24 protein-coding genes are annotated in these 24,187 nt (G+C 58.5%); 19 read left to right on the top strand and 5 right to left on the bottom strand.

Annotation, left to right across the window (positions count from 1 at the left end):
• Both glcE and glcF read left to right on the top strand, forming a co-directional pair.
• A complete protein-coding gene (glcE, locus tag AAY24_RS12295) occupies positions 1-1,071 on the top strand; it encodes a glycolate oxidase subunit GlcE (protein ID WP_046859929.1) in 1,071 nt (356 codons plus the stop codon).
• On the top strand, positions 1,071-2,288 hold the full coding sequence (gene glcF / locus AAY24_RS12290; RefSeq protein ID WP_046859928.1) for a glycolate oxidase subunit GlcF: 1,218 nt from the start codon (positions 1,071-1,073) through the stop codon (positions 2,286-2,288). Before glcE ends, glcF begins: the two co-directional genes overlap by 1 nt.
• Positions 2,289-2,304: 16 nt before the next feature.
• On the opposite strand, the gene AAY24_RS12285 is transcribed toward glcF, so the two are convergent.
• The 5 genes from AAY24_RS12285 to AAY24_RS12265 form a co-directional block, all read right to left on the bottom strand.
• The gene (locus tag AAY24_RS12285; RefSeq protein ID WP_052761222.1) at positions 2,305-2,670 is read right to left on the bottom strand and encodes a response regulator; all 366 of its coding nucleotides are present in this window, start codon (positions 2,668-2,670) and stop codon (positions 2,305-2,307) included.
• A gap of 5 nt (positions 2,671-2,675) precedes the next feature.
• Positions 2,676-3,209, bottom strand: coding sequence for a sigma-70 family RNA polymerase sigma factor (locus AAY24_RS12280; protein WP_046859927.1), 534 nt, complete (start codon positions 3,207-3,209; stop codon positions 2,676-2,678).
• Between the two features lie 224 nt (positions 3,210-3,433).
• Positions 3,434-4,798 carry a sigma-54-dependent transcriptional regulator gene (locus AAY24_RS12275; RefSeq protein WP_046859926.1) on the bottom strand — a complete coding sequence of 455 codons (1,365 nt, stop codon included), beginning with the start codon at positions 4,796-4,798 and terminating at the stop codon, positions 3,434-3,436.
• A 42-nt stretch (positions 4,799-4,840) separates the two neighbouring features.
• Positions 4,841-5,233 carry a DUF423 domain-containing protein gene (locus tag AAY24_RS12270; protein WP_046861278.1) on the bottom strand — a complete coding sequence of 131 codons (393 nt, stop codon included), beginning with the start codon at positions 5,231-5,233 and terminating at the stop codon, positions 4,841-4,843.
• Between the two features lie 5 nt (positions 5,234-5,238).
• Complete coding sequence (locus AAY24_RS12265) at positions 5,239-5,793, bottom strand: hypothetical protein (protein WP_046859925.1); 555 nt, start codon at positions 5,791-5,793, stop codon at positions 5,239-5,241.
• Positions 5,794-6,208: 415 nt separating this feature from the next.
• Here AAY24_RS12265 and aprB point away from each other — a divergent pair, with 415 nt between their 5' ends.
• The 17 genes from aprB (at position 6,209) to AAY24_RS12180 (ending at position 24,187) form a co-directional block, all read left to right on the top strand.
• Complete coding sequence (gene aprB / locus AAY24_RS12260; RefSeq protein ID WP_046859924.1) at positions 6,209-6,676, top strand: adenylyl-sulfate reductase subunit beta; 468 nt, start codon at positions 6,209-6,211, stop codon at positions 6,674-6,676.
• Positions 6,677-6,731: 55 nt separating this feature from the next.
• The gene (aprA, locus tag AAY24_RS12255) at positions 6,732-8,729 is read left to right on the top strand and encodes an adenylyl-sulfate reductase subunit alpha (RefSeq protein ID WP_046859923.1); all 1,998 of its coding nucleotides are present in this window, start codon (positions 6,732-6,734) and stop codon (positions 8,727-8,729) included.
• A 240-nt stretch (positions 8,730-8,969) separates the two neighbouring features.
• Positions 8,970-9,863: a YkgJ family cysteine cluster protein gene (locus AAY24_RS12250; RefSeq protein WP_046859922.1), complete on the top strand. Its 894-nt coding sequence runs from the start codon at positions 8,970-8,972 to the stop codon at positions 9,861-9,863.
• Positions 9,864-10,188: 325 nt separating this feature from the next.
• Positions 10,189-11,124, top strand: coding sequence for a hypothetical protein (locus tag AAY24_RS12245; RefSeq protein ID WP_046859921.1), 936 nt, complete (start codon positions 10,189-10,191; stop codon positions 11,122-11,124).
• 779 nt (positions 11,125-11,903) lie between these two features.
• The gene (locus AAY24_RS12240; protein ID WP_063370461.1) at positions 11,904-12,626 is read left to right on the top strand and encodes a 4Fe-4S dicluster domain-containing protein; all 723 of its coding nucleotides are present in this window, start codon (positions 11,904-11,906) and stop codon (positions 12,624-12,626) included.
• A gap of 12 nt (positions 12,627-12,638) precedes the next feature.
• Positions 12,639-13,526, top strand: coding sequence for an NrfD/PsrC family molybdoenzyme membrane anchor subunit (nrfD, locus tag AAY24_RS12235; protein WP_046859920.1), 888 nt, complete (start codon positions 12,639-12,641; stop codon positions 13,524-13,526).
• 10 nt (positions 13,527-13,536) lie between these two features.
• Positions 13,537-16,206, top strand: a complete 2,670-nt coding sequence (locus AAY24_RS12230) for a molybdopterin-containing oxidoreductase family protein (RefSeq protein WP_046859919.1) — start codon at positions 13,537-13,539, stop codon at positions 16,204-16,206.
• A gap of 59 nt (positions 16,207-16,265) precedes the next feature.
• Entirely contained in the window at positions 16,266-17,018 is a 753-nt protein-coding gene (locus tag AAY24_RS12225; RefSeq protein WP_082117132.1) for a TorD/DmsD family molecular chaperone, read from the top strand.
• Entirely contained in the window at positions 17,015-18,166 is a 1,152-nt protein-coding gene (locus tag AAY24_RS12220; protein ID WP_046859917.1) for a glycosyltransferase, read from the top strand. Before AAY24_RS12225 ends, AAY24_RS12220 begins: the two co-directional genes overlap by 4 nt.
• Before the next feature lie 109 nt (positions 18,167-18,275).
• Positions 18,276-18,701, top strand: a complete 426-nt coding sequence (locus tag AAY24_RS12215) for a methylglyoxal synthase (protein WP_046859916.1) — start codon at positions 18,276-18,278, stop codon at positions 18,699-18,701.
• Positions 18,701-19,852 carry a 4Fe-4S dicluster domain-containing protein gene (locus tag AAY24_RS12210; protein ID WP_046859915.1) on the top strand — a complete coding sequence of 384 codons (1,152 nt, stop codon included), beginning with the start codon at positions 18,701-18,703 and terminating at the stop codon, positions 19,850-19,852. Before AAY24_RS12215 ends, AAY24_RS12210 begins: the two co-directional genes overlap by 1 nt.
• A 13-nt stretch (positions 19,853-19,865) precedes the next feature.
• Positions 19,866-20,123 carry a hypothetical protein gene (locus AAY24_RS12205; RefSeq protein WP_234422171.1) on the top strand — a complete coding sequence of 86 codons (258 nt, stop codon included), beginning with the start codon at positions 19,866-19,868 and terminating at the stop codon, positions 20,121-20,123.
• The gene (locus AAY24_RS12200) at positions 20,114-21,184 is read left to right on the top strand and encodes a P-loop NTPase (protein ID WP_052761220.1); all 1,071 of its coding nucleotides are present in this window, start codon (positions 20,114-20,116) and stop codon (positions 21,182-21,184) included. Before AAY24_RS12205 ends, AAY24_RS12200 begins: the two co-directional genes overlap by 10 nt.
• A complete protein-coding gene (locus AAY24_RS12195) occupies positions 21,181-22,116 on the top strand; it encodes an Mrp/NBP35 family ATP-binding protein (RefSeq protein ID WP_052761219.1) in 936 nt (311 codons plus the stop codon). Before AAY24_RS12200 ends, AAY24_RS12195 begins: the two co-directional genes overlap by 4 nt.
• Positions 22,117-22,128: 12 nt before the next feature.
• Entirely contained in the window at positions 22,129-22,878 is a 750-nt protein-coding gene (locus AAY24_RS12190) for a hypothetical protein (RefSeq protein ID WP_046859913.1), read from the top strand.
• Positions 22,875-23,354 carry a rhodanese-like domain-containing protein gene (locus AAY24_RS12185; RefSeq protein ID WP_046859912.1) on the top strand — a complete coding sequence of 160 codons (480 nt, stop codon included), beginning with the start codon at positions 22,875-22,877 and terminating at the stop codon, positions 23,352-23,354. Before AAY24_RS12190 ends, AAY24_RS12185 begins: the two co-directional genes overlap by 4 nt.
• Positions 23,351-24,187, top strand: coding sequence for a hypothetical protein (locus AAY24_RS12180; RefSeq protein ID WP_199930367.1), 837 nt, complete (start codon positions 23,351-23,353; stop codon positions 24,185-24,187). Before AAY24_RS12185 ends, AAY24_RS12180 begins: the two co-directional genes overlap by 4 nt.

Below are 24,187 nucleotides of genomic sequence, written 5' to 3'. Positions count from 1 at the left end.
ATGGAGATAGCATCCAACGATCTCAGCCAGACCCTGTGCCAGACGATTGCCGAGGCGGCCGCCGGTGGGCAGCCGGTGCAGCTTTGCGGCTCCGGCAGTAAGGCGTTTCTGGGACGCCCCCCGGTGGGTACGCCGCTGGATCTGACCGGGCACCGGGGCGTGCTCAATTATGAACCGCGGGAACTGGTGATTACGGTACGGACCGGTACCCGGCTGGCGGAGCTGGAAGCGCTGCTGGCGGCGGAGGGCCAGATGCTGCCGTTTGAACCGCCCCATTTGGGTCCCAACGCCACTCTGGGTGGCACCGTGGCCTGTGGCCTGTCGGGGCCACGCCGCCCCTATGCCGGGTCGGTGCGGGATTTCGTGCTGGGAACCACCCTGATCAATGGCCGGGGAGAGCGGCTGCGCTTTGGCGGCGAGGTGATGAAAAATGTCGCCGGTTACGACCTCTCCCGGCTGATGGTGGGTGCCATGGGCACCCTGGGCCTGCTGCTGGATGTGAGTATGAAAGTGCTGCCTCTGCCCGAGGTGGAACGCACCCTGGTACAGGAGTGCAGCGAGAGTCAGGCGATCGAACTGATGAATCGGTTGGCCGGTCGGCCTGTGCCGCTGACGGGGGCCGCTTTCGATGGATTGAAACTCTATCTGAGACTGTCCGGGGCCGAGCAGGGGGTGGCGGCCACCCAATCCAGCCTGGGTGGCGAGGTGCTGGCGGATGGTGCGCAGTTCTGGCGCCGGGTGCGGGAGCTGGAACACCCCTTTTTCCAGAGTGACCGACCACTTTGGCGGCTCTCGGTAGCCCCTGGCTCAGAACCCCTGGCGTTGTCCGGCAAGCAGTTTATGGATTGGGGCGGTGCGCAGCGCTGGCTGATCACCGATCAACCCGCGGAACAGGTGCGGGAGAAGGCTGCCCAACACGGCGGCCACGCCCAGCTGTTTCGCGGTGGGGAGCGCAGCGGCCAGGTGAATCACCCGCTAACCGGGCCGGTGCTGCGACTGCATCAACAACTGAAGCAGGCCCTTGACCCCCACGGTCTGTTCAATCCGGGCCGGCTCTACGCGGAGTTCTGATGCAAACTAATCTGCCGGCTGCTTTTCTGAATACAGCGCAGGGCCAGGAGGCGGACGCCATCCTGCGCAGCTGCGTACACTGCGGATTCTGTACCGCCACCTGTCCCACCTATCAACTGCTGGGTGATGAGCTGGATGGTCCCCGGGGGCGCATCTACCTGATCAAACAGATGCTGGAGGGTGGGGCGGTCACCGCCCGTACCCAGCAGCACCTCGACCGCTGCCTCACCTGTCGCGCCTGCGAGACCACCTGTCCCTCCGGGGTACGCTATGCCCGCTTGCTGGAGATCGGTCGGGGTGAGGTGGAGCGCCAGGTGGGACGCAGCCTGTTTGCCGGCGCCACCCGCTGGGGCTTACGCCAGCTGCTGCCCTATCCGAAACGCTTTGCCCTGGCACTGCGGCTGGGACAGCTGCTGCGGCCGCTGCTGCCGGAACGGTTAAAACAGAAACTGCCCGGCCGGGTCACCGCAACCCCCCGCCCCGCCGCCCGGCATCGCCGGACCCTGCTGGTGCTGGAGGGGTGTGCCCAGTCGGTGGCGACACCCAATACCAATGCGGCGGCGGCCCGGGTGCTGGATCGGTTGGGGATCTCGCTCATCGCGCCTGCCGGACAGGGGTGCTGTGGCGCAGTCAGCCAGCATCTGGCGGCGGAGTCGGAAGCAGCCGGATTCATGCGGCGTAATATCGATGCCTGGTGGCCCCATATCGAGGCCGGCGTCGAGGGTATCCTGGTCACCGCCAGCGGCTGCGGCACCCAGGTCAAGGAGTATGGCGACCTGTTGCAGCACGATCCGCTCTATGCGGACAAGGCGCGGCGGGTCTCCGAACTGGCCCGGGATCTCTGTGAGGTGCTGGAGGGCGAGGCGCTGGAGACGCTGTCTGTGAGGGAGCCGGGCCGGCGTATCGCTTACCATTCGCCCTGTTCTCTCCAGCACGGTCAGCAGCTGGCGGGTCGGGTCGAGGCGCTGTTGGGACGGCTTGGCTTCGAGTTGACACCGGTGGCGGATAGCCATCTCTGTTGCGGCTCCGCCGGCACCTATTCGATACTGCAGCCGGAGCTGTCGCAACGGTTGCTGGAGAACAAACTGGCTGCCCTGGAGGCGGGCGGTGCGAGCTGTATTGCAACCGCCAACGTGGGTTGCCAGCTGCATCTGCAGAGCCGGGCACAGGGACCGGTTAAACATTGGATCGAGCTGCTGGACGAAGCGCTGGCCTGAGCCGACGTCTGTCTATCTACTCGATCGGCTGGCCGGTAAACTCCTGGAACAGGCGGTGCAGCTTTCTGGCGCTGACCGGCTTGGGCTCGAAATGACACAGCGCCCGGTCGCACTCTTCACTGTTGAGATAGCCGCTGCTGAGAATCACCTGCATATCCGGGTTGATCGCCTGCAGCTGGCTGACCAGGTCCATACCACAGCCGTCCGGCAGGTTATGATCCAGCAGTCCCAGATCCATCTTTTCCGCTCGGGCGGCCGCCAGGGCGGCGCTGCAACAGTCGGTAGCGGTTACCCGGTAGCCCAGCTCCTCAAACTCCCAGGTAAGCATCTGCCGCAGGGCGCGGTTGTCTTCCACAATAAGCAGATGCTGAGGATAGTTCATAAGATTCAGGCTACCAGGGCTTGTTTAAGCTTGTTGCGGGCCCGGAACAGCCGGGTACCCACACCGGCCGAGCTGATACCCAGCTGTTCGGCGATCTCCTTCTGAGAATAACCGCCAATCACCTGCTGCACCAGCGGTTCACGGTATTCGGCCGGCAGCTCATCGATCGCCCGGCGCAGTACAAAGGCCTCGGTGGAGGTGTCGTAGTAGTTGTCCCGGGCCTCCAGGCTCTCCAGGGGAATATCCGACTCCTGCAGCTGTTTGCGTTCAAATCGGCGGGCGTTCTCCCGGCGCAGGATAGTGAACAGCCAGCCTTTGGCGGCCTTGGGGTTCTGCAGATGATGCAGTGACTTCCAGGCGCGCAGCAGGGTCTCCTGTACCAGGTCTTCGGCCGTATGCCGGTCACCGGCCAGCCAGTAGGCGTAGCGTTGCAGGTCCTTGGTATAGGTAACGGCCAGCTCGTTGAACAGACGGTCGTTGTCGCTATCGGTGTGGCTGGTGGTTTCGTTGTGGTTCTGTACCAGGGCGAGATTGCGCATTGTTGTTTTCCTTGCTTGCTGTGTTAGTGAGTATTTGCAAGGAGATAGAGCAGGCGCCGTGCCAACTTTATAAGTTATTGAATAAAAAGCAGAATATTATATTTTTCAATTGCTCTTTGTAATGAAGCGTTGTAACGAAACGTTAAACGTAACGATCCGACCAGCCGGATTCGGGCGGGCTGTGGGGTTGTGCTGAGCCGGGATTGAAGGAGAGGGTGAAACGATCAGGACAGGGTCAGGTTGTACTTCTTGATCTTGCGATCCAGGGCGGGGCGGGAGATGCCCAGAATCCGGCAACTGTTGCCCTTGTGGCCCCCGGTGTGGTTCAGCACCCGCTGGATATGGGCAGCCTCTACCTGATCCAGGGTCTGCTCCACCGGGCCGCTGCCTGACGGCACCGTTTTAGCCGGGGCTTTGTTGGCATGTGATTGAGGGAACAGCAGCAGGTCCGGGGTCAACACGTCGCCCCGGGCATGTACCAGTGCCTGGGTCAGCAGGTTCTCCAGTTCCCGCACATTGCCCGGCCAGTCATAGCTTTTCAGGGCCGTCAGGGTGGACTCGGGGAGCCGGGCGAGCGGTTTATGGATCTTGTGGGCGATACGGGCCACCAGCGCCTCGGCCAGCAGCGGAATATCCTCGGGGCGCTCGCGCAGGGGTGGTAGATGGATGGAGATCACCTTCAGCCGGTAGGCCAGGTCCTCCCGGAAGCGACCGGCCGCCGCCTCCGCAAACAGGTCCCGGTGGGTGGCGGCGATTATGCGGGCATTGGAGCTGATCTGCTGGCTGCCGCCGACCCGCTCAAAGGTCTGTTCCTGTAGCACCCGCAGCAGTTTGGCCTGCAGTGGCGGAGCCAGTTCGCCGATTTCGTCCAGAAACAGGGTGCCGTCCTGGGCCAGTTCAAATTTCCCCGGCTTGCGTTCATTGGCCCCGGTAAAGGCGCCCTTCTCATGCCCGAACAGTTCACTCTCCAGCAGGGTATCCACAATGGCGGCGCAGTTGATCGGTACAAAAGGCCCCGTCACCCCGGAGTGGGTGTGGATCAGGCGCGCCACCACCTCTTTGCCGGTGCCGGATTCACCGGTGATCAGCACGGTGGCGTTACTGCCGGCGCTGAGGGCGATCTCCTTGCTGACCCGGAGCATCGCTTCTCCGCGGCCGATCAGTTCCTGTTTGCTCCGGGGTTGTGGCTCATCACCCTTCAGCGCCTTGACCTGCCGTGCCAGGCGCTGGTTCTCCAGCACCCGCTCCACAACGTGCTGCAGTTCGCCGATCTTGATCGGTTTGTGAATAAAGTCAGCGGCACCCAGCTTGATCGCTTCGATGGCCAGCTCCAGGTCGTGCTCGCCGGTCATCATGATCACGCTCTGGTCGAGCGACTCCTGGCCGATTTGGCGCAGCAGGTCGATGCCGTTGCCGTCCGGCAACCGTTGATCCAGCAGGGTCAGGTCATAGGCGGACGCCCTGATCCGCTCAAGTGCCTGGTCGCAACGGTCGATCCCCTCCACCTGGAAACCCAGCTCCCCGAAGTGGAGTTGCAGCATCTGGTTCAGGGACTGGTCGTCTTCGATGATCAGCAGTCGGATGGTCATAAGTTTAAAGCATAACCCAAACCGGTGCTGGCGAGCAGGAATCTATGGCACGGAGCGGGGCAGCCGGTAGATGGCGTAGGCGAGGGTGGCCCAGCCGGCCAGGAAGGCGACACCACCGAACGGCGTGATGATCCCCAGTCCCCTGATTCCGCTGACGGCCATCAGGTAGAGGCTGCCGGAAAACAGCAGGGTGCCCAGCAGCATCAGCCAGCCGGCCGGCCGGATAGCCCGGACATCGGGCCACTGGTTAGCGAGCAGACCGGTCAGCAGCATCGCCAGGCTGTGCAATCCCTGGTACTGAACGGCGGTCTGCCAGACCGCCAACATATCACTGCTCAGTAGGTCGCGCAGGCCGTGGGCGCCGAAAGCGCCCAGGGCGACGGTGGCAAAACCACTGACGGCGGCGCACAAAAGCAGGGGGCGGCTTTGGGTCATGGTGTTCAATGGGGCTGGTTCCTGCCCAGTTCGCTGAGGATATCCAGGGTCAGTTGACGGGTCTGCTCGTTCATCCCCCGGCACAGTTTGTCGGCATCCCGCTCGCCGTTGATCAGCGGGCGGATGATGCCTGCCAGACGTGCCATCGGCCCACCGGCCCGGCTCATCTGCTCGGCCATGTTGGAGATCAGGGTCAGTGCCTCTACGTTGCCGTTGGCGGCGGCCTGGATCATCCCGGCCAGGCCGGGGGCGGCCAGGGTCGGTTCCGGGCGCGCATCGGGATCGGGCAGGGTGGTGGGGTCCTGCAGGCCGCGCATGATCGCTTCAGCGATCACCCGGTCCTCTTCATCCAGATTGCCCAGGGCGGACGGGTTGCGCTGTCCGCCGGTTATCTGTCGGATCGCCCTGACCAGGGCGTGCCAGCCGCTGGCTTCGGCCTGTTTCAGGATCGGCTCCAGGGCCGCTCCGTTGTCCGGCTGTTGGGACAGCTGCACCACCTGGCAGATAAAGGGGGCGTGCAGGGTAATAATCTGTTGATGCTTGGGTGGTAGATTCTTCATGGGAACGCGTCTTGGTGATACCTGATTCCACCATAACCGAGCCGTCGCCGGGAGGGAAGTCTGGTCGCGGGCGGCGGGAAATATGGGTTCATTATGTGGCGAATAAACAGGGTTTATGCCCCGCCCAAAACTATTGTTTGGCACTTTGATAAGCAACTCTTTATGTTGTCTCTCCTGATTTCTGGAATGCTCCGCTGTAAGTTGCCTTCTCTAGTTTGTCTTGCAGGGTTATCAAAGAGAGTTCGCCAGAGAAAAAATGCTTTAAGATCGGGGGCCTGGAGGGGCTGCGGTCTTTGAAAATAAAGATAATACAGATTGAGATTCTTCCCGGCAATCCGGGTATCGACTCGAGAAAACGCCGCTGATGTCCGGTGGTGATTTTAACACTGCAGTAAAACTTAGGAGAAAAAGTACCATGCCTACATTTGTGCGTACTGATAAGTGTGATGGCTGCAAGGGTCAGGACAAGACCGCTTGTATGTATATCTGCCCGCATGACCTGATGAAACTTGACCTGGACGGTTCCCTGACCGGCCACGCCATGAAGTCTTTCAACCAGGAACCGGATCAGTGCTGGGAGTGCTACTCCTGCATCAAGATCTGCCCGCAGCAGGCCATTGAAGCACGTCCCTATGCCGATATCGTACCGCTGGGCGCTTCCGTTCAGCCACTGCGTGGTACCGATTCCATCATGTGGACCATCAAGTTCCGCAACGGCACCATGAAGCGCTTCAAGTTCCCCATCCGTACCACGCCGGAAGGCTCTATCGATCCTTACGGTGGCAAGCCAGAGGCTGATATTTCCAAGATCGCTGAATCCGGTTTCTTTGTTCAGGCCAACGGTTACCGCGCTGGCGACCCCAGTGAGCTGATCAAGAAGTAATCTGCGGCATAGCCGAACTGTATTTGTAAAGTTTTTAGAATAAGAGGAAATTCAAATGGCTGGTGAATTCGGAAATCCTGAAATCATCGAGGAAGAGGTAGATATCCTCATCATCGGTGGTGGTATGGGCGCCTGTGGTGCTGCTTATGAGATTGGCCCCTGGGTTGATGCTGCCAAGAAGCAGGGCGTGGATATTAAAGTCAAGCTGGTCGACAAGGCCGCCATGGATCGCTCCGGTGCTGTGGCACAGGGTCTGTCCGCTATTAACACCTATATTGGTTCCGAGCAGGATCCCGCAGACTACGCCCGGATGGTCTCCAACGACCTGATGGGTATCACCCGTGATGACCTGGCTTACGACCTGGGCCGCCACGTGGATGAGTCAGTGCACCTGTTTGAGGAGTGGGGTCTGCCAATCTGGAAGACCGACGAGAACGGTGAGCGTTTTGACGGCTCCAAGGGCATGACTCCGTTGAAAGACGGCGGCAAGCCGGTCCGTTCCGGTAAGTGGCAGATCATGATCAACGGTGAGTCCTACAAGTGGATCGTCGCTGAGGCTGCCAAGAAGGGCCTGGGTATCGAGAACATCCAGGAGCGTGTCTTCATCGTCAAGCTGGTCAACGACAAGAACGACAAGAACCGCGTCGCCGGTGCGGTCGGTTTCTCGGTTCGTGACCACAAGCTGTTCGTCTACAAGTTCAAAGCCTGTCTGCTGGTTGCCGGTGGCTGCGTGAACATCTTCCGTCCCCGTTCCGTGGGCGAGGGTCAGGGTCGTGCCTGGTACCCGGTCTGGAATGCTGGTTCCACCTACGCCATGGCTGCAGAGGCCGGCGCAGAGATGACCATGATGGAAAACCGCTTCGTACCGACCCGTTTCAAAGACGGTTACGGTCCGGTCGGTGCCTGGTTCCTGCTGTTCAAATCCAAGGCCACCAACGCCTTTGGCGAAGTCTACATGGACCGCAACAAGGACATGCTGGACGACTATCCCCCCTACGGTCAGGCGGCTGTTCCTGCTTCCTGTCTGCGTAACCACCTGATGCTGAAAGAGATGCGTGAAGGTCGTGGTCCGATCTGGATGGACACCGTCACCGCTCTTGCCAACCTGCGTGAGACCCTCACCCCCCGTGAGGTGAAGCATCTGGAAGCAGAGGCCTGGGAAGACTTCCTGGATATGTGTATCGGCCAGTGTGGTATCTGGGCCGGCGAGAACGTCGAGCCGGAGAAGAAAAACTCCGAGCTGATGCCGACCGAACCGTACCTGCTGGGTTCTCACTCCGGTTGCTGCGGCATCTGGGTGTCCGGTCCTACTGATGTCGGCGCGCCGACCGATGAGGCCATGGACGGTGTACCCGAGCACCTGCCGCGCGGCTGGAACTGGGGTTACCGTGGTATGACCACCGTACAGGGTCTGTTCACCGCCGCTGACGGCGTGGGCGCATCCGGTCACAAGTTCTCCTCCGGTTCCCACGCCGAGGGTCGTATGTGTGCCAAGTCCATGGTGCAGTTCGTCATGGACAACCAGGATCACACCCCTGAGCTGGACACCACCGTAGAAGAGCTGGTCGCCGAGATCTACCGTCCGGTACGTAACTACCTGGAGTTCAAGGACTACACCACCGCTATCGATGTGAACCCCAACTACATCACCCCGCGGATGTTGCAGTTCCGCCTGCAGAAGATCATGGACGAGTACGTTGCCGGTGTGGCCACCTACTACACCACCAACGAGCACATGCTGGCGATCGCTGAAGAGAAGCTGGGTATGCTGAAGGAAGACTCCCTGAAGATGCGTGCGAAAGACCTGCACGAACTGCTTCGCGCCTGGGAGAACTACCACCGCATCCTGACTGCTGAAGCGCACATGAAACACATTCAGTTCCGTGAAGAGTCCCGTTATCCCGGTTTCTACTACCGGATGGACAAAAACTTCGTCGACGAGGAGAACTGGAAGTGCTTCGTGAACTCCGTGTATGACAAAGAGACCAAGACCTGGACCTGCTTCAAGCGCGCCCACGTCGATCTGGTCGACAAGTCCAAGCTGTTCAAGTAAGCACTGCTTGACGGTTTAGGAACGAAAGAGTCCGGGTGCCTCTGGTGCCCGGACTTTTTTTATCGCAGGGGAAGACGGTACTTACAGTGGCACAGGCGTCTTCCCCTGTGTCCGCCGATCGAGGCGGAAGTGTCAGCGTACGGCGCTGCCACGCTGATTTGAAGACGGGCATCGCCCGGATCGTGTAAACTTGCTACAACACTGTAAAACCAATTTGGTAGTTCCTACCAGAGGCCCTCCATGAGTGATAAAATCGAAGTTCCTTTTCAGAGCAATCTCGTGCCGACCATTCTTGATCTCGGCTCGAAAATCCAATTCCGCTGTCACAAGGGCATCTCCTGTTTTAACGCCTGCTGCCGCAGCGCAGACATTACCTTGACGCCCTATGACATCATTCGTCTGAAGGATCACCTGGGTAAAACCAGCACCGATTTCCTGAAGGATCACACCGTCCCTTTCCAGATGGACCAGGACGGACTGCCGGGCGTCAAACTGCGTACTGACAATGACGGCGCCTGCCTGTTTATGACGGACGAGGGGTGCAGCGTCTACAAGGATCGCCCCACCGCCTGTCGGTACTACCCCCTGGGCCACATGGCCCGTCTCAACGCCGGGGAGAAGAAGGAAGAGATCGATTATGTGCTGATCAAAGAGGATCACTGCAAAGGACATGAAGAGAATCGGGAACTGACCATACAGGAGTACCTGTCCGAGCAGGAGACAGCCCAGTATGACGAGATGAACCGGGAGTGGGAGCAGTTGATGCTGATGAAACGCTCCGGTGGTCCCAGTGTGGGTAAACCGCCCGAGGCCACACTGCAGATGTACTTCATGTGCTCCTTCGATATGGACCGCTTCCGCCGCTTTGTGCTGAGCGACAACTTCAAGGCGACCTATGACCTGGAAGACTCCCTCTACGAAGTGCTGGCGAAAGAGGACACCTCCCTCATGCAGTTCGGCTACCGGCTGATGAAGCAGGTCTTTTTCGGCCTGCGCACCATACCGGAAAAAGAGGGTGTCTGGGACAAGCGGGTGGAACAGCGTCAGGAGGTGTGGGAAGCCCGTCGCCAGGCGGAGATCCAGCGCCAGCAGCAGATGGAAGATCAGCGTTACAGTAGTGACAGTGACGGATAACCGACTGAAAATGGTGCGGGGCAGGTAGCGGTGCGCTCCTGATTGCCCCCGAGCACTGTGGGACAGATAAACGGCTCTTAATTTTTAAGGGCCGTTTTTTTGTGCCCTGACAGCCTGAATAACGCCTTGCGACTTTGGGATTTTCCAATAGAATCACTCTGTTGTCCGTTATGGATTGAAACCGACTTATCTGCCCTTAACCGCTGGCTGCATCGGAACCTCCGGTTTTGCTGGCGCGTAATCAGAGCACCAGCGCCTTCCGGAAGCAAAGCGGTTTTATTTAGCCGTAAATTCACAGATCGATGATCAACAGGAGCAGAGTGTGATGCGCAAATTTATCCTGGCCTTATCACTGGTAAGCCTGAATCTCCATGCGGCATCAAGCGGCTATACAGGGACCGGTATCCCCATTCAGGGCGCGGCCGCAGTAACTACCGAAAACCTCTTTTCATGTGAGTACGGGCGTTCACGACTGTCGCCGGTTGGCGTAAAGTCCGCTGCTGGGAAGAGGTATGTGGTACCTGGGCAGGTCAACTATAAGAGGGTGAACTTCGCAGCCGATCTCTATAATCAGTGCAACGGCGTCACGCCGGACTCAATGGCTGACGTTCCCATATCCGATGTTCCGGTGGTGGAGATTGATCCGGACGGACAAGTGATTACCGGCTACATCTTCGCGGACAACTATTTCGAGTTGTACGTGAATGGCAAGTTGGTAGGGGTAGACCCGGTGCCCTTTACACCCTTCAATTCAAACATTGTCCGCTTCAAAGTGAACAAACCTTACGAGATTGCAGTAAAGGTTGTGGACTGGGAAGAGCACTCAGGACTGGGCAGTGAACAGAACCGGGGCAAACCTTATCATCCCGGGGACGGTGGCTTTATCGCCAGCTTTTCAGATGGCACTGTCACAAGTCCCGATTGGTACGCCCAGACCTACTACACAGCGCCTATTTACGACCTGACTTGCGTGGAAGAGGTGGGTTCACAGCGAGGCTCCCAAAAATGCAGTACCGAAGCGAGAGATGATGCCAGCAACGCCTATTCGCTGCACTGGGATATCCCGGCAAACTGGCAAACCAGCGGTGATTATTCAGACTGGCCTAAAGCGACAGGCTTTACCGAGGATCATATCGGCGTAAACAATAAAAACGCTTACATGAATTTCAGAGAAAAGTTTACGGGCGCCGGCGCCAGCTTTATCTGGTCCAGCAACGTAGTGCTGGATAATCTGGTTCTGTTAAGGCATCGGGTTGAATAGCTTCCGAAGCCAGGCAGGGTGGGCACCGCTTTTGTGCCCACGGGGATAAACGGTTGACCCATTTTTCATTTCGCTGTTTTTGATCGGCGCAAAAATGCTCGCACTTTGACTGATCCCATGCCTGATCTGCTCCGGTGCGGGACAGGCTCATTCGGGACCCTGTAAGTTAATGCTCTAGCGGCCCCGGATCTGAAGCCTCCCTGATACCCATAATTGCGCATGTTACTGTTCAGTAACTCAGCCGCCAGTAGACGATGTTCGTTCCGCTTGTGGAGAAGCCCGCTTTGCTCCATCGGTATTCGTGGGTTATCACCCCATGTCGGTTTCTATTCGGAGTATCTTAATTATCTGGCCAACTGAGTCATAAGTTATTGTTTATACGATTATTATTTCCGTTATCCGACTCCCCGACGTGGCCGCTTCGGAGGCTGTTTTGGTGTGCACCGTTACTGACAGGTAACATCCTGCCCTTTTAGATCCAGTTTAAAAATATCCTGTATAAACAATTGGTTATGGTTTTCCGCTCCAGGTTTGGTTACCGACTGGTAACTGTGCTAGCGGTTCTGTGCGGCCTTTAAACATCAAAGTTCGCTTGTTACTAATAATTATTAAGTAAAATCAATAAGATATAATACATACAAAAATACTGTGGTATGGAATCTGCACTTCTTTCCGCAAGTTAAGAATAGCGCCTTGGTAACAACATAATAATTGGCTTTGTGTTCTTAACCTCTGTCGGTTTATTACGCTTAAACCCTATATCTGAAGGAGGAATCCCTATGCCCGTTGGTCTTCAGGCTGAACCATCTTTGGGCGTGCCCGGTAAGAAACGTTGGGCCATGGTCGTCGACCTGCGCCGCTGTATCGGCTGCATGGCTTGCGTTTGCGCAGACAAGGCTGAATATGATGTGCCGCTGGGTGTGTGGCGGACTATCGTGAAGGTCAAAGATACCGGCCACTATCCCAACACCAAGCGTCATTTCATGCCGCGCCTGTGTAATCACTGTGACAATCCGCCCTGTGTGCGCAATTGTCCGACCGAGGCAACCTACAAGCATGAGGACGGTTTCGTGCTGCAGCGTTATGAACGCTGTATTGCCTGCCGCACCTGTATCGCCGCCTGTCCCTATAACGCGCGACACGTACTGCCGAAAAACCGTGACCGGGTAAAAATCGGTGGCGTGGTGGACAAGTGCACTTTCTGTAGTCACCGGGTGGAAAAGGGTCTGGCTCCCGCCTGTGTGCAGACCTGCCTGGGACGGTCCCGCATCTTCGGTGACCTGAATGATCCGGACAGCGAAGTTTCTAAACTGGTTGCCCGCCACAAGACCGTTGTGCTGAAGCCGGAAAAAGGCACCCGGCCACAGGTCTATTACATCAAGCCGGAACGAGCTCAGACCGAGCAGGTGTTCGCTGCTCCGCAATCCTATGCAGCGCGCTCTGACAGCGAGGCTTTCTATAAGCATAACCGGGGCAGCAAGTTTTTCTCAGGCGTCCTATAAGGGGGAACCAGCATGTTTGAGTACATGAGTTACAACATTGCCCCCTGGGGGCATGAAATCGTTATCTACTTCTTTCTGATCGGTGCCGCCAGCATGACGTTTGTTTATGCTGCCGCGCCAGCGGTATTTGGCAACGTGTTTGGTGGTATCGCCAAGTCCATGGAACCTTTTCAGAAAACCGGGCTGTTTGTCTCACTGATACTGCTGGCCATCTGTGGTCCGCTGCTGATCATGGACCTTGGCCAACCCAGTCGGTTTCTTTATCCCATACTCTATTTCCACTGGACCTCTCCACTCTCCTGGGGGTCTCTGTTCCTGCCGCTGTTTGGCCTCTGCATTCTCGGGTTCTATTACGGATCCATGAAGGGGAACCAGAAGCTGATGCGCTGGACCGGTATTATCGGATCTCTGCTGGCGCTCTCCATGCCGCTCTACACCGGCCTTGATCTGATGGTTCATCAGACCCGGGAGCTGTGGAGCAATCCGACGATTCCGCTGCTGTTTGTGATCCTCTCCATGAGTTCCGGTACCGCGGTAGTGGCGGTTATCCATTTTTTACGAGGACAGTTGGATGAGCAGGCGGCTGAGTTTCTGCACGCCTTTCTCTATATCTCTCTGGCAGTGACCTTTGCGCTGTTTCTGGCCGAGTGGGTGGTGCTGAATTTTGGTACCGGTGAGAAACAGCAGGCCTGGGAAATCATTAATCAGCAATTTGGATTCAAGTATTGGGGAGTCACCTTTCTGATCGGCATTCTGGTTCCACTGGTTCTGGTTGCCGCGCCGAAAATCGGTCGTAATCCAAAAGTGCTGACCCTGGCAGCGGTATTGAGCGCGGTAGGTGCCTTCAGTTTCCGGGAAGTGCTGATCTATGCCGGACAGCTTACCCAGATCAATTTCTGAGGAGATAAAGATGAGCGATTCTATTAAATACACCCGCCGGGATTTCATGAAGTTCGGTAGTGCGGCAGGTGCTGCGGCCGGTGCGCTGGGTCTGTCCAGCAGTCGTCTGGTCGCCATGGAGCAGGAGTTGGGTGGAAAGGATTATTCCGCCACCACCGGTGCGGAGCGTGAGGCGGTGCCTTATACCTGCCTGGCCTGCAACATCGAGGATGGCGGTGTGGCTTACGTGGAGAATGGACGCATCGTAAAGCTTGAAGGCAACATGGATCATCCGAATACCCGGGGAAAGCTGTGTGCCAAGGGGAATTCTGGTTTTCTGCATGTATACGATCCTGATCGGATCATGACGCCCCTGCTGCGTACCGGCAAACGGGGTGAAGGCAAGTGGAAGCGCATCTCCTATGATGAGGCCACCACCCTGCTGGCAAAGAAACTGCGTGAAGTGATTGATCGTGCCAATGCGGAGCAGAAGCCGGAGATCCTCAACGAGATGGTATTCAAGTGGGGACGTGATCGTACCGGTGGTGCGGTCGGCCGCTTTATGCATGCGCTTGGTTCAAATGCCATGCTGAACCACACCAACATCTGTGAGTCATCGAAAAAAGTGGGATTGGAGCCCTCCTGGGGGCCGGATATTGAATCCTGTGATTGGGCCAATACCAAGTATATTCTCAACTTCGGTTCCAATGTCTTGGAAACCGCCTATTTCATGAATCCCAACGCGCAAAGGCTGGTGGATGGCGTGGTGGGCAACAAGGCCAAGCTGGTGAGCTTTGATGTGCGCATGTCGAACACCTCCGGCTTTGCCGATGAGGCCTATTTCCCCTATCCCGGAACAGACGGTGTGGTCGCACTGGCGATCTGCCATGTGATCATGAATGAGGGGCTCTATGACGCCGATTTTATTCGTGACTGGACCAACGTGACGGCGGAGCAGCTGATTGATCATCTGAAACCCTATACCCCGGAGTACGCCGCCGAGGAGTCGGGTGTGCCGGCCAAGGATATACGACGTATCGCCAGGGAGTTCGCCACCACCAAACCGGCTACCACTTTCTCCTATCGCGGACCCTGCAAACACATCTGGGGCTCTTACCAGGAGGCGGCTATTCACATGATCAATGTGATAACCGGTAATGTGGAAAAGAAGGGTGGATACTGCCTGCCGCGGGGCATGGGCTGGCCCCAGCCGGAGCCGGTGCCGCCGAAAGGAAAAGCGCCCAGCGTGATCGCGGCGCCGCCACTCTACCCGTTGGCGTCCCATCATGTGTCGACCCATGCGCCCTACATGATCAAAAAGGGGGAGGCGAAGGTATCGGTCTGGATGACCTATTACGACAATCCGGTATACACCTATCCTTCCAGCCATGTCTGGAAGGATATGCTCAGTGACGAAAAACAGATCCCGTTCTATGTCTCGTTCAGTCCCTATATGTCGGAGAGTACGGAACTGGCAGATCTGATTATTCCCGATGTCACCTACCTGGAACGACATGACCCCGAGTCCATGCCGAGTGGTCTCTATCCATGTCTGTCGATTCGCCAGCCGGTCATCAAACCGCTGGGTGGTACTCAGGAGTTCCGTCAGACACTGATCGACGTAATCCACAAAGTGGACGCCGACGGCTCGCTTGGCATCAAGAAATACTTCGCCTTCAATACGGTTGAAGATTGGATGAAAGCGCATTTCGACAATATTCCCGGCCTGAAGGAGGATGGGGGCTGGAGTCACATGAAGAAGAAAGGCGTCTGGCCAATCTATGGCAAGGTGGATAAAGAGACCGCCAAGATCGTGGATAAAAATGGCAATGAAGTAGAGCCCGATTACGGTCTCTATACCAAGGAGCTGTCCGCCTCCGACATGTTCGGGGCGGAGATAGAGAGTGATGGTACGATCAGAAAAGATGGCCACGCCATTGGTATTCATGTGAATGGCAAAAATATGGTGGGCTTCGGCACGCCATCCCGTCGTATTGAGCTGTACAAGGAGAGCTTCCGGAAGTACGGCTTCAATCCATTGCCGGTCTACAAGCGTCTGCCTTCCAGGGACAAGAAGGCGGATGAACTGGTACTGACAACCTATAAGGTGAATGTACATACACAGAGCCGGACCGCCTCAGTGAAATACCTGGCCGAGCTCTATCATAAAAACCCGGCGTGGATAAATCGCAAAACTGCCGCGGCACGGGGTATTACCGACGGTGATCTGATCCGTGTCACATCGGCTGTCGGCTATATAGTCACCCGGGCCCATGTCACCGAGGGTATTCATCCGGATGTGGTCGCCATCTCCACCGCATGCGGCCACAGTGCCTATGGCCGACTGGCCCAGCTCAAGCAGCGTGAACAGGCACCCGGGTATGCACAGGGTGGTGACGCCGATATTGCCAACAATGTCTGGTGGAACGACAAGGGCGTGCATCCGAACCCGATTATCCGACTGGCGGTTGATCCCATTGGCGGATCGCAAGGCTGGTTCGACACCGTGGTAACCGTATCCAAGGCGGAACCCGGGGATAAGTATGGTGATACCAATGTGAGCCTGGAGGTCTCCATGAAGGATTATGAGGAGACCCTGCGCTACGCCTATACGGGTGATATCCATCGGGCCAAGCATCAAGAGGTGGATGTGGATTGGTCCAATCTTCCTGAACCAGCGCTCCATACCGGCGGGCACTGATTACTGCCCCCGGTATCGCAAGGTACCGGGGGATAAAAGTTTGATTGGGAGGAGATGAGATGCAGACAACAACCACAATGGCATCTGAAGCAACCGGGGATACTGTTTTTATTCAGAACAGACTCGAAGAGGTACAGGCACTGGCCGGACTGTTTGGTTTTTTCTCGCGCTGTATCGAAGCGGAGGCGGACGCTGCCCTGCTCGGTCTGGTGCGGGGTGAACTGCGTTCCACCCTGGCTGAATTCGGGGTGAAATTCGATGAGGAGTTTTATCACGCGCCGACAGAAAAGCTGGTCGAGCTGCTGGCGGAGGAGTTTACCGGACTGTTTGTTGCACCGGGCTGCGTCAGCCCTTACGCATCCGTGGCCGAGACCGGCTGCCTGTTCAAGGAACCGGCAGACAAGGCGATGGAGGCCTATCGCCAGGCGGGGTGGGATTATCAAAACCGCCTCAGCGGCGAGTTCCCGGATCACATCGGCACCATGCTTGGCTTTTATGCCAATCTGGCTGGAGCGGAAGCGGCTGCGCTATCAACGGGAGATATCCCCCTGGCCGATGAGCACAAGCAGCGACGTGAGACATTTTTTCTGGACCTGTTGGCGGAGTGGGCACCGGGTTGGTGTCGTCGTGCCGCCGATGCCGCCCTGCAGCCGTTCTACCGGCAGATTCTGACCATGGTGGAACAGGCGTTGTGGCTGGAGTTGGAACAGCTGGTCGATCGCCGTCGCCTGCGGGAACTGGTGGAGCTGAATCGACGGGAGCCGAAACGGCTCGATTATGACGCGGACTTCCGCAAGGCATCCGGGCTGTGAACGGCCGGTCAGTGCGCATTCTCCTAGTAGAGGCTTCAGGCCGCGGTTTTCTGAGCCACTACACCCATGCCTTGGCCTATGGACTGCACCGGGCAGATTTGGAAGTGCACCTGCTGACCGGCAGGCGTGATGAGCTGCAAGGCTGGACCGTGCCGTTTCACAAGCAGGCCTGTCTGGAGAGTGGTTATCGAGGCTGGCGCTGCGTGCGGCGGCAGGTTCAGGCGGTAAACCCCGATGTTGTCCATCTGCAGTGGGTGGATAACCCCTTGCTGGCGATCCATTTCGTTCGCTGGGCACAGCGTCGCGGCATCAAAGTGATCTATACGCCCCACAACATTCTTCCCCACGAACGGCGCTGGTTGCTGATGCCGGCCTACCGGGTGCTGTACCGGAAACTGGATTGCGTGGTCGCCCGTGATAAACATCTGGTCTGGGCGCTGGATGAGTTACTGGATACTCCCCACGAACAGGTGACCCTGTTACCCGGCAGCCCCAATTACCTGGCGATACAACCAGCGGGGGTTGCTGCCTGCTCGCCCGCGCCGCAGAAACAGCCGGGCGAACGACGTCTGCTGTTTTTCGGACACGGCTGCCGGCGTAAAGGTCTCGACCAACTGCTGACCACGGTGGCGTGTAATGACTGGCCCGCTGATATGCACCTGATCGTGGCGGGCGAGGGAGTGCTGCGCGGTGTGCCGGAAGAGCTGTTGGCCGCCGCCAAGCGGGCCATGCGATTTACCCTTATCGACCGCTATGTGGCACCGCAAGAGGTGACGTCGCTGTTTCGTGATGCCGACCTGCTTCTGATGCCCTATATCAAACAGTGCAAAAGCCCGCTGCTGGATCTGGCGGCCGCGTTGCGATTGCCGGTATTGCGATCTGATCGGGTGCAGGGCGCCGATTTTATTGATGGCGTACATGGGGTGACATTCTCCCATCAGGATCATGGCGCCATGGAGCGCTGGCTGAAACAGCCGGCGTGGCTGCCGGATATAAAAGCCAGTCTGGATGCCCGGGATGATCCGCTGGTATCGGTGGATGCCCTTGCGACGGGGCATAGGAAGCTGTACCGGAACCTGTTTGGTTTGCGGGATGGATCGGGTAATGGGGCGCCTGTTTTTAACCGCTGCTGTTCGGCGGTTTCCTGAACATGGATGTCCGGAGGGTTGAGGCGGGCAACCTAATGAAAGTCCTCCATTCCGCTTTGAAACAGGGACGTTTCATCCTTTTTAACCATTACCCCAGAGGCTAGGCAAGATGGCTGGAGCGGGACAGACAATTATTATGATCGCCCATGAGCGTAAATTGCCGGAGCTGATCAAACTGATCAAAAAGCAGCGTCTGGTGTTTGAGGGTTATCGACTGCTGGCCACCTCCGAGACCGGCGAAGCGATCGAGCGGGAAGTGGGGCTGGAAGTGACCCATCTCTTCTCCGGAAAAAAGGGAGGAGAGATTCAACTTTGCGGACTGATCTGCACCAACTCCATCCGGGCGGTCTACTTTATTCGCGATCCGGAGACGCCGGCAGCTGATGAACCCGACATCACCCCGTTTTATCGGGTCTGCGATCTCAATAACGTACCCCTGGCGACCAACATGGTCAGTGCGGTAGCACTCACCCACTGGTTGGGAAGAAAGATTCCCGCCGAGTCGCTCTCCAGGGAGAGCGAGGAGGCGGTGTAATGCAACTGACTGCCCATGAACAGGCCGATGGTTTTCTGAATCTGTCGGAATTGATCATTGAAGAGGAGCTGTGTACCAACCTGCGGGGTCGCACCCTGACGTGCACCAACTGCCAGGATATCTGTCCGTCCGATGCCCTCAGCCTGTCGCCGGACGCTATCGACCTGGATCCCGACCGCTGTACCGGTTGTAACAGCTGTCTGCCCGGTTGTCCGGCCGGAGCCCTGCGCTCCAGAGGATTTGTCCCGGAGCGCTTCATCGCAACACTGGCTGACCAGGCGCAGGTTGATCTGCACTGTCGTGCCAGCAGTGACAAGGGCGGTGGCATCGTTATCCCGTGTCACAGCGTGCTCGATGCACGACTGATCGCGGCGGCCCGGGCGGAAGGGGTGAGCGTGCTGGGGTTGCACGGCCTGAATAACTGCGAAGGGTGCAGATACGGTGATGCGCGGGAATCGATCGAAAAGGTGGTGCAAACGGTATCCGAATGGCTGGGTGAGGGGGCTCCCCGGATAGAGCTGACCCCCGATAGTGTGACCGCCGGTAAGACCCGGGAATATCAGGATCAACCCCATCTGAGCCGACGGGCATTTCTCCGTTTCGGTGGGGCGCAGGCGGTCAACCAGGCGGTGGATTGGATTGTACCTGGTCTGGATCCTGAGGAGCAGGATGAAGAGGCACTGCCGTTTTACCAGAGCAGTGTCTATCCACAACGGGCGGTGCAGTATCAATCGGTCCTGGTCAGCCGGGCGGACCGGGTGCCCTGGCGTCTTACCGGACCGCTGCCTTGGCGGTTGCGTTCGGTGAGTGCCGACTGCAGCGGCTGTCTGGTGTGCGGGGAGCGTTGTCCGACCGGTGCGTTGTGCGCGTTGGAAACGGCCGAGAGGCGTGAACTGAGTTTCGATCCGACGCTCTGTACCGATTGCTCCCTGTGTGAACGAATCTGTCCCGAGCAGGCGATGATCCCGCAGGCTGCCGGGCGTCTGGATGAGCTCGACCGGGGCCGGGTGCAGCTGTTCCTGCGTCGGCAGCGGCCCTGTAGTCGTTGCGGTACACCGTTCGTACCGGCCGATCAGGCGACCGATCAGTGTCAGGTCTGCAGTAACGAGCAGGAGCTGGATGAAGCGTGGCTCGACATGTTGTCCGGGTAGACCAGGCTGGCTGGTGACAGGCTTGCTGATCGCTCTGGTGGTGCTGATCTACGGCTGGTGGCGGCAGCCGGGAACGCCCGAAGAGCTGTTCCAGGCACGCTGCTCAAGCTGTCATGAACTGCGGGTTGAACGATTGTGTGAATTCCCTCCGGTGCTGCTGCCGGCCATTGTGGAGGTCATGCGTCGTGAACAGGGTGCTGATGAGGTCATCAGTGCCGAAGAAGCGCTGATTATTCAGCACTATTTGAAGGAAGAGTTTCTATGTCCCTGAATTGTTCATATCAAGCGATGCAGAGCCTGGAGGAGCAGGTACTGGCTGCATTGAGCCAGCTTAGCCTGTCCGAAGAGGGGCCTGACGTAGTCAGCGCCGGACAGGTCTACGACGTGGTTGCCACCGGTGGTGCGGTGCGGGTACTGCTCGATACGGAGCATCTCTCCGACGAGCTGCAGGAGGCACTGGCTGGGGCAATAACTCCCCTGGTGGAGGCGCTGCCGGGGGTTGAGCGTGCGGTGGTGAAACCCCGTCCCCAGTCGATAGCAAAGAGAGCCGCTCTACCCGGAGTCCGGCGTGTTGTGGGCATACACAGCGGCAAGGGCGGGGTAGGCAAATCAACGGTGACGGTCAACATCGCGGTAGCACTGGCTGCACAGGGCTTCTCTGTGGGACTGCTGGATGCGGATGTCTACGGGCCGTCCGCCCCCACCCTGCTGGGGGTCACTGGTCGTGCCGAGATGACCGCCGATGGCGACCGGATCGAGCCCCGGGAAGCCTATGGGGTACGCATGATGTCCCTCGGGCTGCTGTTACCGGAAGAGCAGGCACTGATCTGGCGTGGATCACTGATCGACGAGGGACTGCCACAGCTGTTTTACGATATCGACTGGGGAGAACTGGATCTGCTGCTGGTTGATCTGCCACCGGGTACTTCCGATGTGCATATGGCGGTGGCGCAGAGCGTGGCCCTCTCCGGCGTGGTTACAGTCACATCCCCGGGCCAGGTGGCTATCGACGATGTGCGGCGCGGCCTGGAGATGTTTGCGGACCTGGCGGTGCCATGTCTCGGCCTGGTGGAGAATATGGCCGGTGTCAGCTGCCGCAGTTGCGGACATGTGGGAGCCCTGTTCGGAGCGGGTGGAGCGACCGAACTTTCCCGTCAGACCGGCCTGCCTCTGCTGGCCCAGCTGCCGTTCATGCCGGACGTGGCGGTGGGTTCCGACACGGGCCATCCGGTGGCCCGTGATGCCACCGGCCACGGCTTGCATTTCCATACGCTTGCCCGGTCTGTTGCGGACGCTTTGAAACTGACTGAACAGGAGGAGGTGAGCCGATGAGCGAAATCCCGGAATTTCCCATACCAGTCACTTTGGGCAACACAGAGCCGACCCCCGGAGCACAGCCCTGGTATGCCGAACCGCAGCAGTCCATAGCGGGCATCGAGAATATCGTACTGGTAGCCAGTGGCAAGGGTGGCGTGGGAAAGTCCACGGTCACGGTCAATCTGGCCTGTGCCCTGGCCCAGGCCGGCAAGCGGGTGGGCATTCTTGATGCGGATCTCTACGGTCCGTCGATTACCCGGATGATGGGTACGGATCGGGAACTCCCAACCGATGCGGATGGCCGGACCCTGCCGGTGGACAACTACGGTGTCTGGACCGTATCCGTTGGCAATGTTCTGCCACCGGAGGCCGCGCTGGTCTGGAAGGGGCCACTGGTTACCCAGGCGCTGCTGCAGATGTTCCATGATATTGCCTGGCCGGAACTGGATATATTGCTGGTGGATCTGCCACCGGGTACGGGCGATGTGCCCCTCACCATTCTGGAACAGATACCGGTCACCGGAGCTGTGTTGGTCACCACGCCGCAGAAACTCTCGGTGGTGGATGCGGCGCGCGGAATCGCCATGTTCCACGACCTGGATATTCCGGTATTCGGCATCGTGGAAAATATGACCAGTTACATCTGTCCCTGTTGTGGTGAGCAACAGGCGCTGTTCCCCGATGGCACAGTGAGTACCCTGGCGCAACGCAAACATGTGCGCCTGCTTGGGGGCGTACCCCTTGATCCCGAAGGGCAACTGCTGGCGGATGCCGGAACCCCCCTGGTGAAGAGCCGGCCGGAAGGGGCGGTGGCTGCCGCATTCGTTGGTCTGGCGGCGGAACTGGAGGCGGCGCTGGAGAAGGAGCGCATTTTCCGGGCACGGGACAGTGATGCGGAAGCCCGGGCAGAGCATGAGGCGTTTTGGGAAAACCTGTTGGACGATTAACAGAGGCACAACATGAGTGAAGAGTTGAAACTGTTTGTGCAGTATAAACCGCCAGTAGCGGAGCAGCAGGAAGCGCTGCACACCTGTCTGGCCGGTGCGGATGGTCTGGTTGTTGCTCCGGGCAGCTGTAGGCCGGAACAGCGCAGGGTGATACCTGTCGGCGATACGCTGCTGATCGATGGAGACCCGGAGCAGGAGAGTGACTGGCTGGAAGATGACAGCTGTCTCTGGGTCTGTACCAGGGGCCTGGCCGAGACGGCACGGATGCGGGATGAGTGGCCTGAGCTGACCTGGGTCCCCCAATTGACGGTGTACAAACCCGCTATCAGCTACCGTTTCTCCGGTCCGGCAATAGGCGAGGGTTTCTCTTTTTATATTCCGGATTCCGCCAGCATAAAGGGCTGGCAGGTAACCGATGGGGACGTCTCCCTTGTGGAGGCGGTTACCCGGGCGATTGATCTCGGTTTTGATACCCTGTGGCTCGACTCCCGGGAGGCGGAGGTACGTGGCAAGGGGTTGGCGCTGGAGATGCTGGAGAAGATCAGCGACTGTCCGTTGGCAATCTGGATATCCGGCGGGGCGAAAGAGGTGGCCCATCTGCGCAACCTGGCCTGTGTGGATGGCGCTACGGCCGTGGTGATTGATCAGCAACTGGCGCGTGAGGCGGGTATGGATCTGCTGCGACAGGCGCTGACTGCGCCGACTGCGTTCCAGGAAGTGGCTGTGCCCGAAGTAATGGGAGTCCCTGTGGGTGAAGCGTGAAAAAGCAGCTGTTTCCGACCGGCCCGTTTCTGGTCGCCTGTCTGCTGATGGGGTCGGTGGCCCTCTCCAGCCAGTGGGAAACGGTCTCTGCCCAGGCCTTGATTGCATGGTTGGATACCACTGAACCGCCCCTGGTTCTGGATGTGCGGGGTCGGGCCGCGTACCACGCCGGAACCATTCCCGGTGCACTGAATGGCGGCCTGGAGCCCAAAGGCTATCTGCCCGATGGTAGCGGTGGTGCATTGGTCCTGCTGACTCCCGAAGGGGCTGACCATGTCCTGACTACCGCCTGGGTGACACGGTTGGTCGATGCCGGTCATCAGGTTCGGGTGTTGCAGGGTGGGCTCGCGGCATGGCTGGCGGCGGGTGGTGAGATGGAGACGCCGGAGTTCTCTTACACCCGGCCCGGTAGTGTGCCGTTCCTGATACCACGGGGTCTGTGTGAAGGGGGCGAGCCGGCCCATGTGTTTGAATGAAAGCGTGGATTGCAGCGTTACTGTTGCCCCTGTTCAGTGGGGGGGTAGGGGCAACTGCAGATAGGGATAACGCCTGCGCGGCGTGCCATCCCAGGCAGCAGGCAGAGTTTCAGCAAAGTCGCATGGCGATCGCTGCGGAAACCGCCACGTTTCGGGAGGAGTGGCGACAAAACGGCTCACCGGAAAGCTGTCTCCGCTGCCATTCCCCGACCGGCTCAGCCGGTGTGACCTGTATCGATTGTCACGGTTTGAGTGCCCATCCCTACCCCAGGGTGCAGGTGCCGGCCGCCTGTGCGCCCTGTCATGACGCTCCCGGTGAGATCACCCTGCGCAGTTTCCGCAACTCACCGGCGGCCCGGCGGGGCGATGATTGCCTCACCTGCCATCTGCCGGATGCGTCGTTCAGCCACGATTTCCAGGGACCGACCCGGCCCGGTTTTCTGCAGGGGATAGCCACACTGACTATCGCTTTCCGGCGTGATCCGGGCGGTGATACAGCCTTGATCCGTATTCGCCATAAAGCGGGACACGCCCTGCCCGGCGGTACCACCGGGCGCTCGGTCTGGTTGTTGGTTGAACAACTGGACAGCCGGGGCAGGCGCCTGGAGGATCGCCAGTATCGGTTCGGCTGGCTACATTCGATAACAGCCGGCTGGCGGGAAAACACCTTGCCCCCTGGTGTGGGTAAGGTGGTCGAGACTTCGCTGCATGGGGCGAGCCGGCGGATTCGTGTTAAGCTGATTTATCGCTTCAGGGCGGGTGGACTGGATGTTGAGGATCCCGGTCAAGTGGTCCTGGCTGGAGAGATCAGAACTTTATCGTTCAGAGAATAA

This window comes from Sedimenticola thiotaurini (genome assembly GCF_001007875.1).
GTDB classification, from domain to species: Bacteria; Pseudomonadota; Gammaproteobacteria; order Chromatiales; family Chromatiaceae; genus Sedimenticola; species Sedimenticola thiotaurini.
Note: the sequence above shows the minus strand (reverse complement) of the source record. Positions and strands in the feature narration are given on the sequence as shown.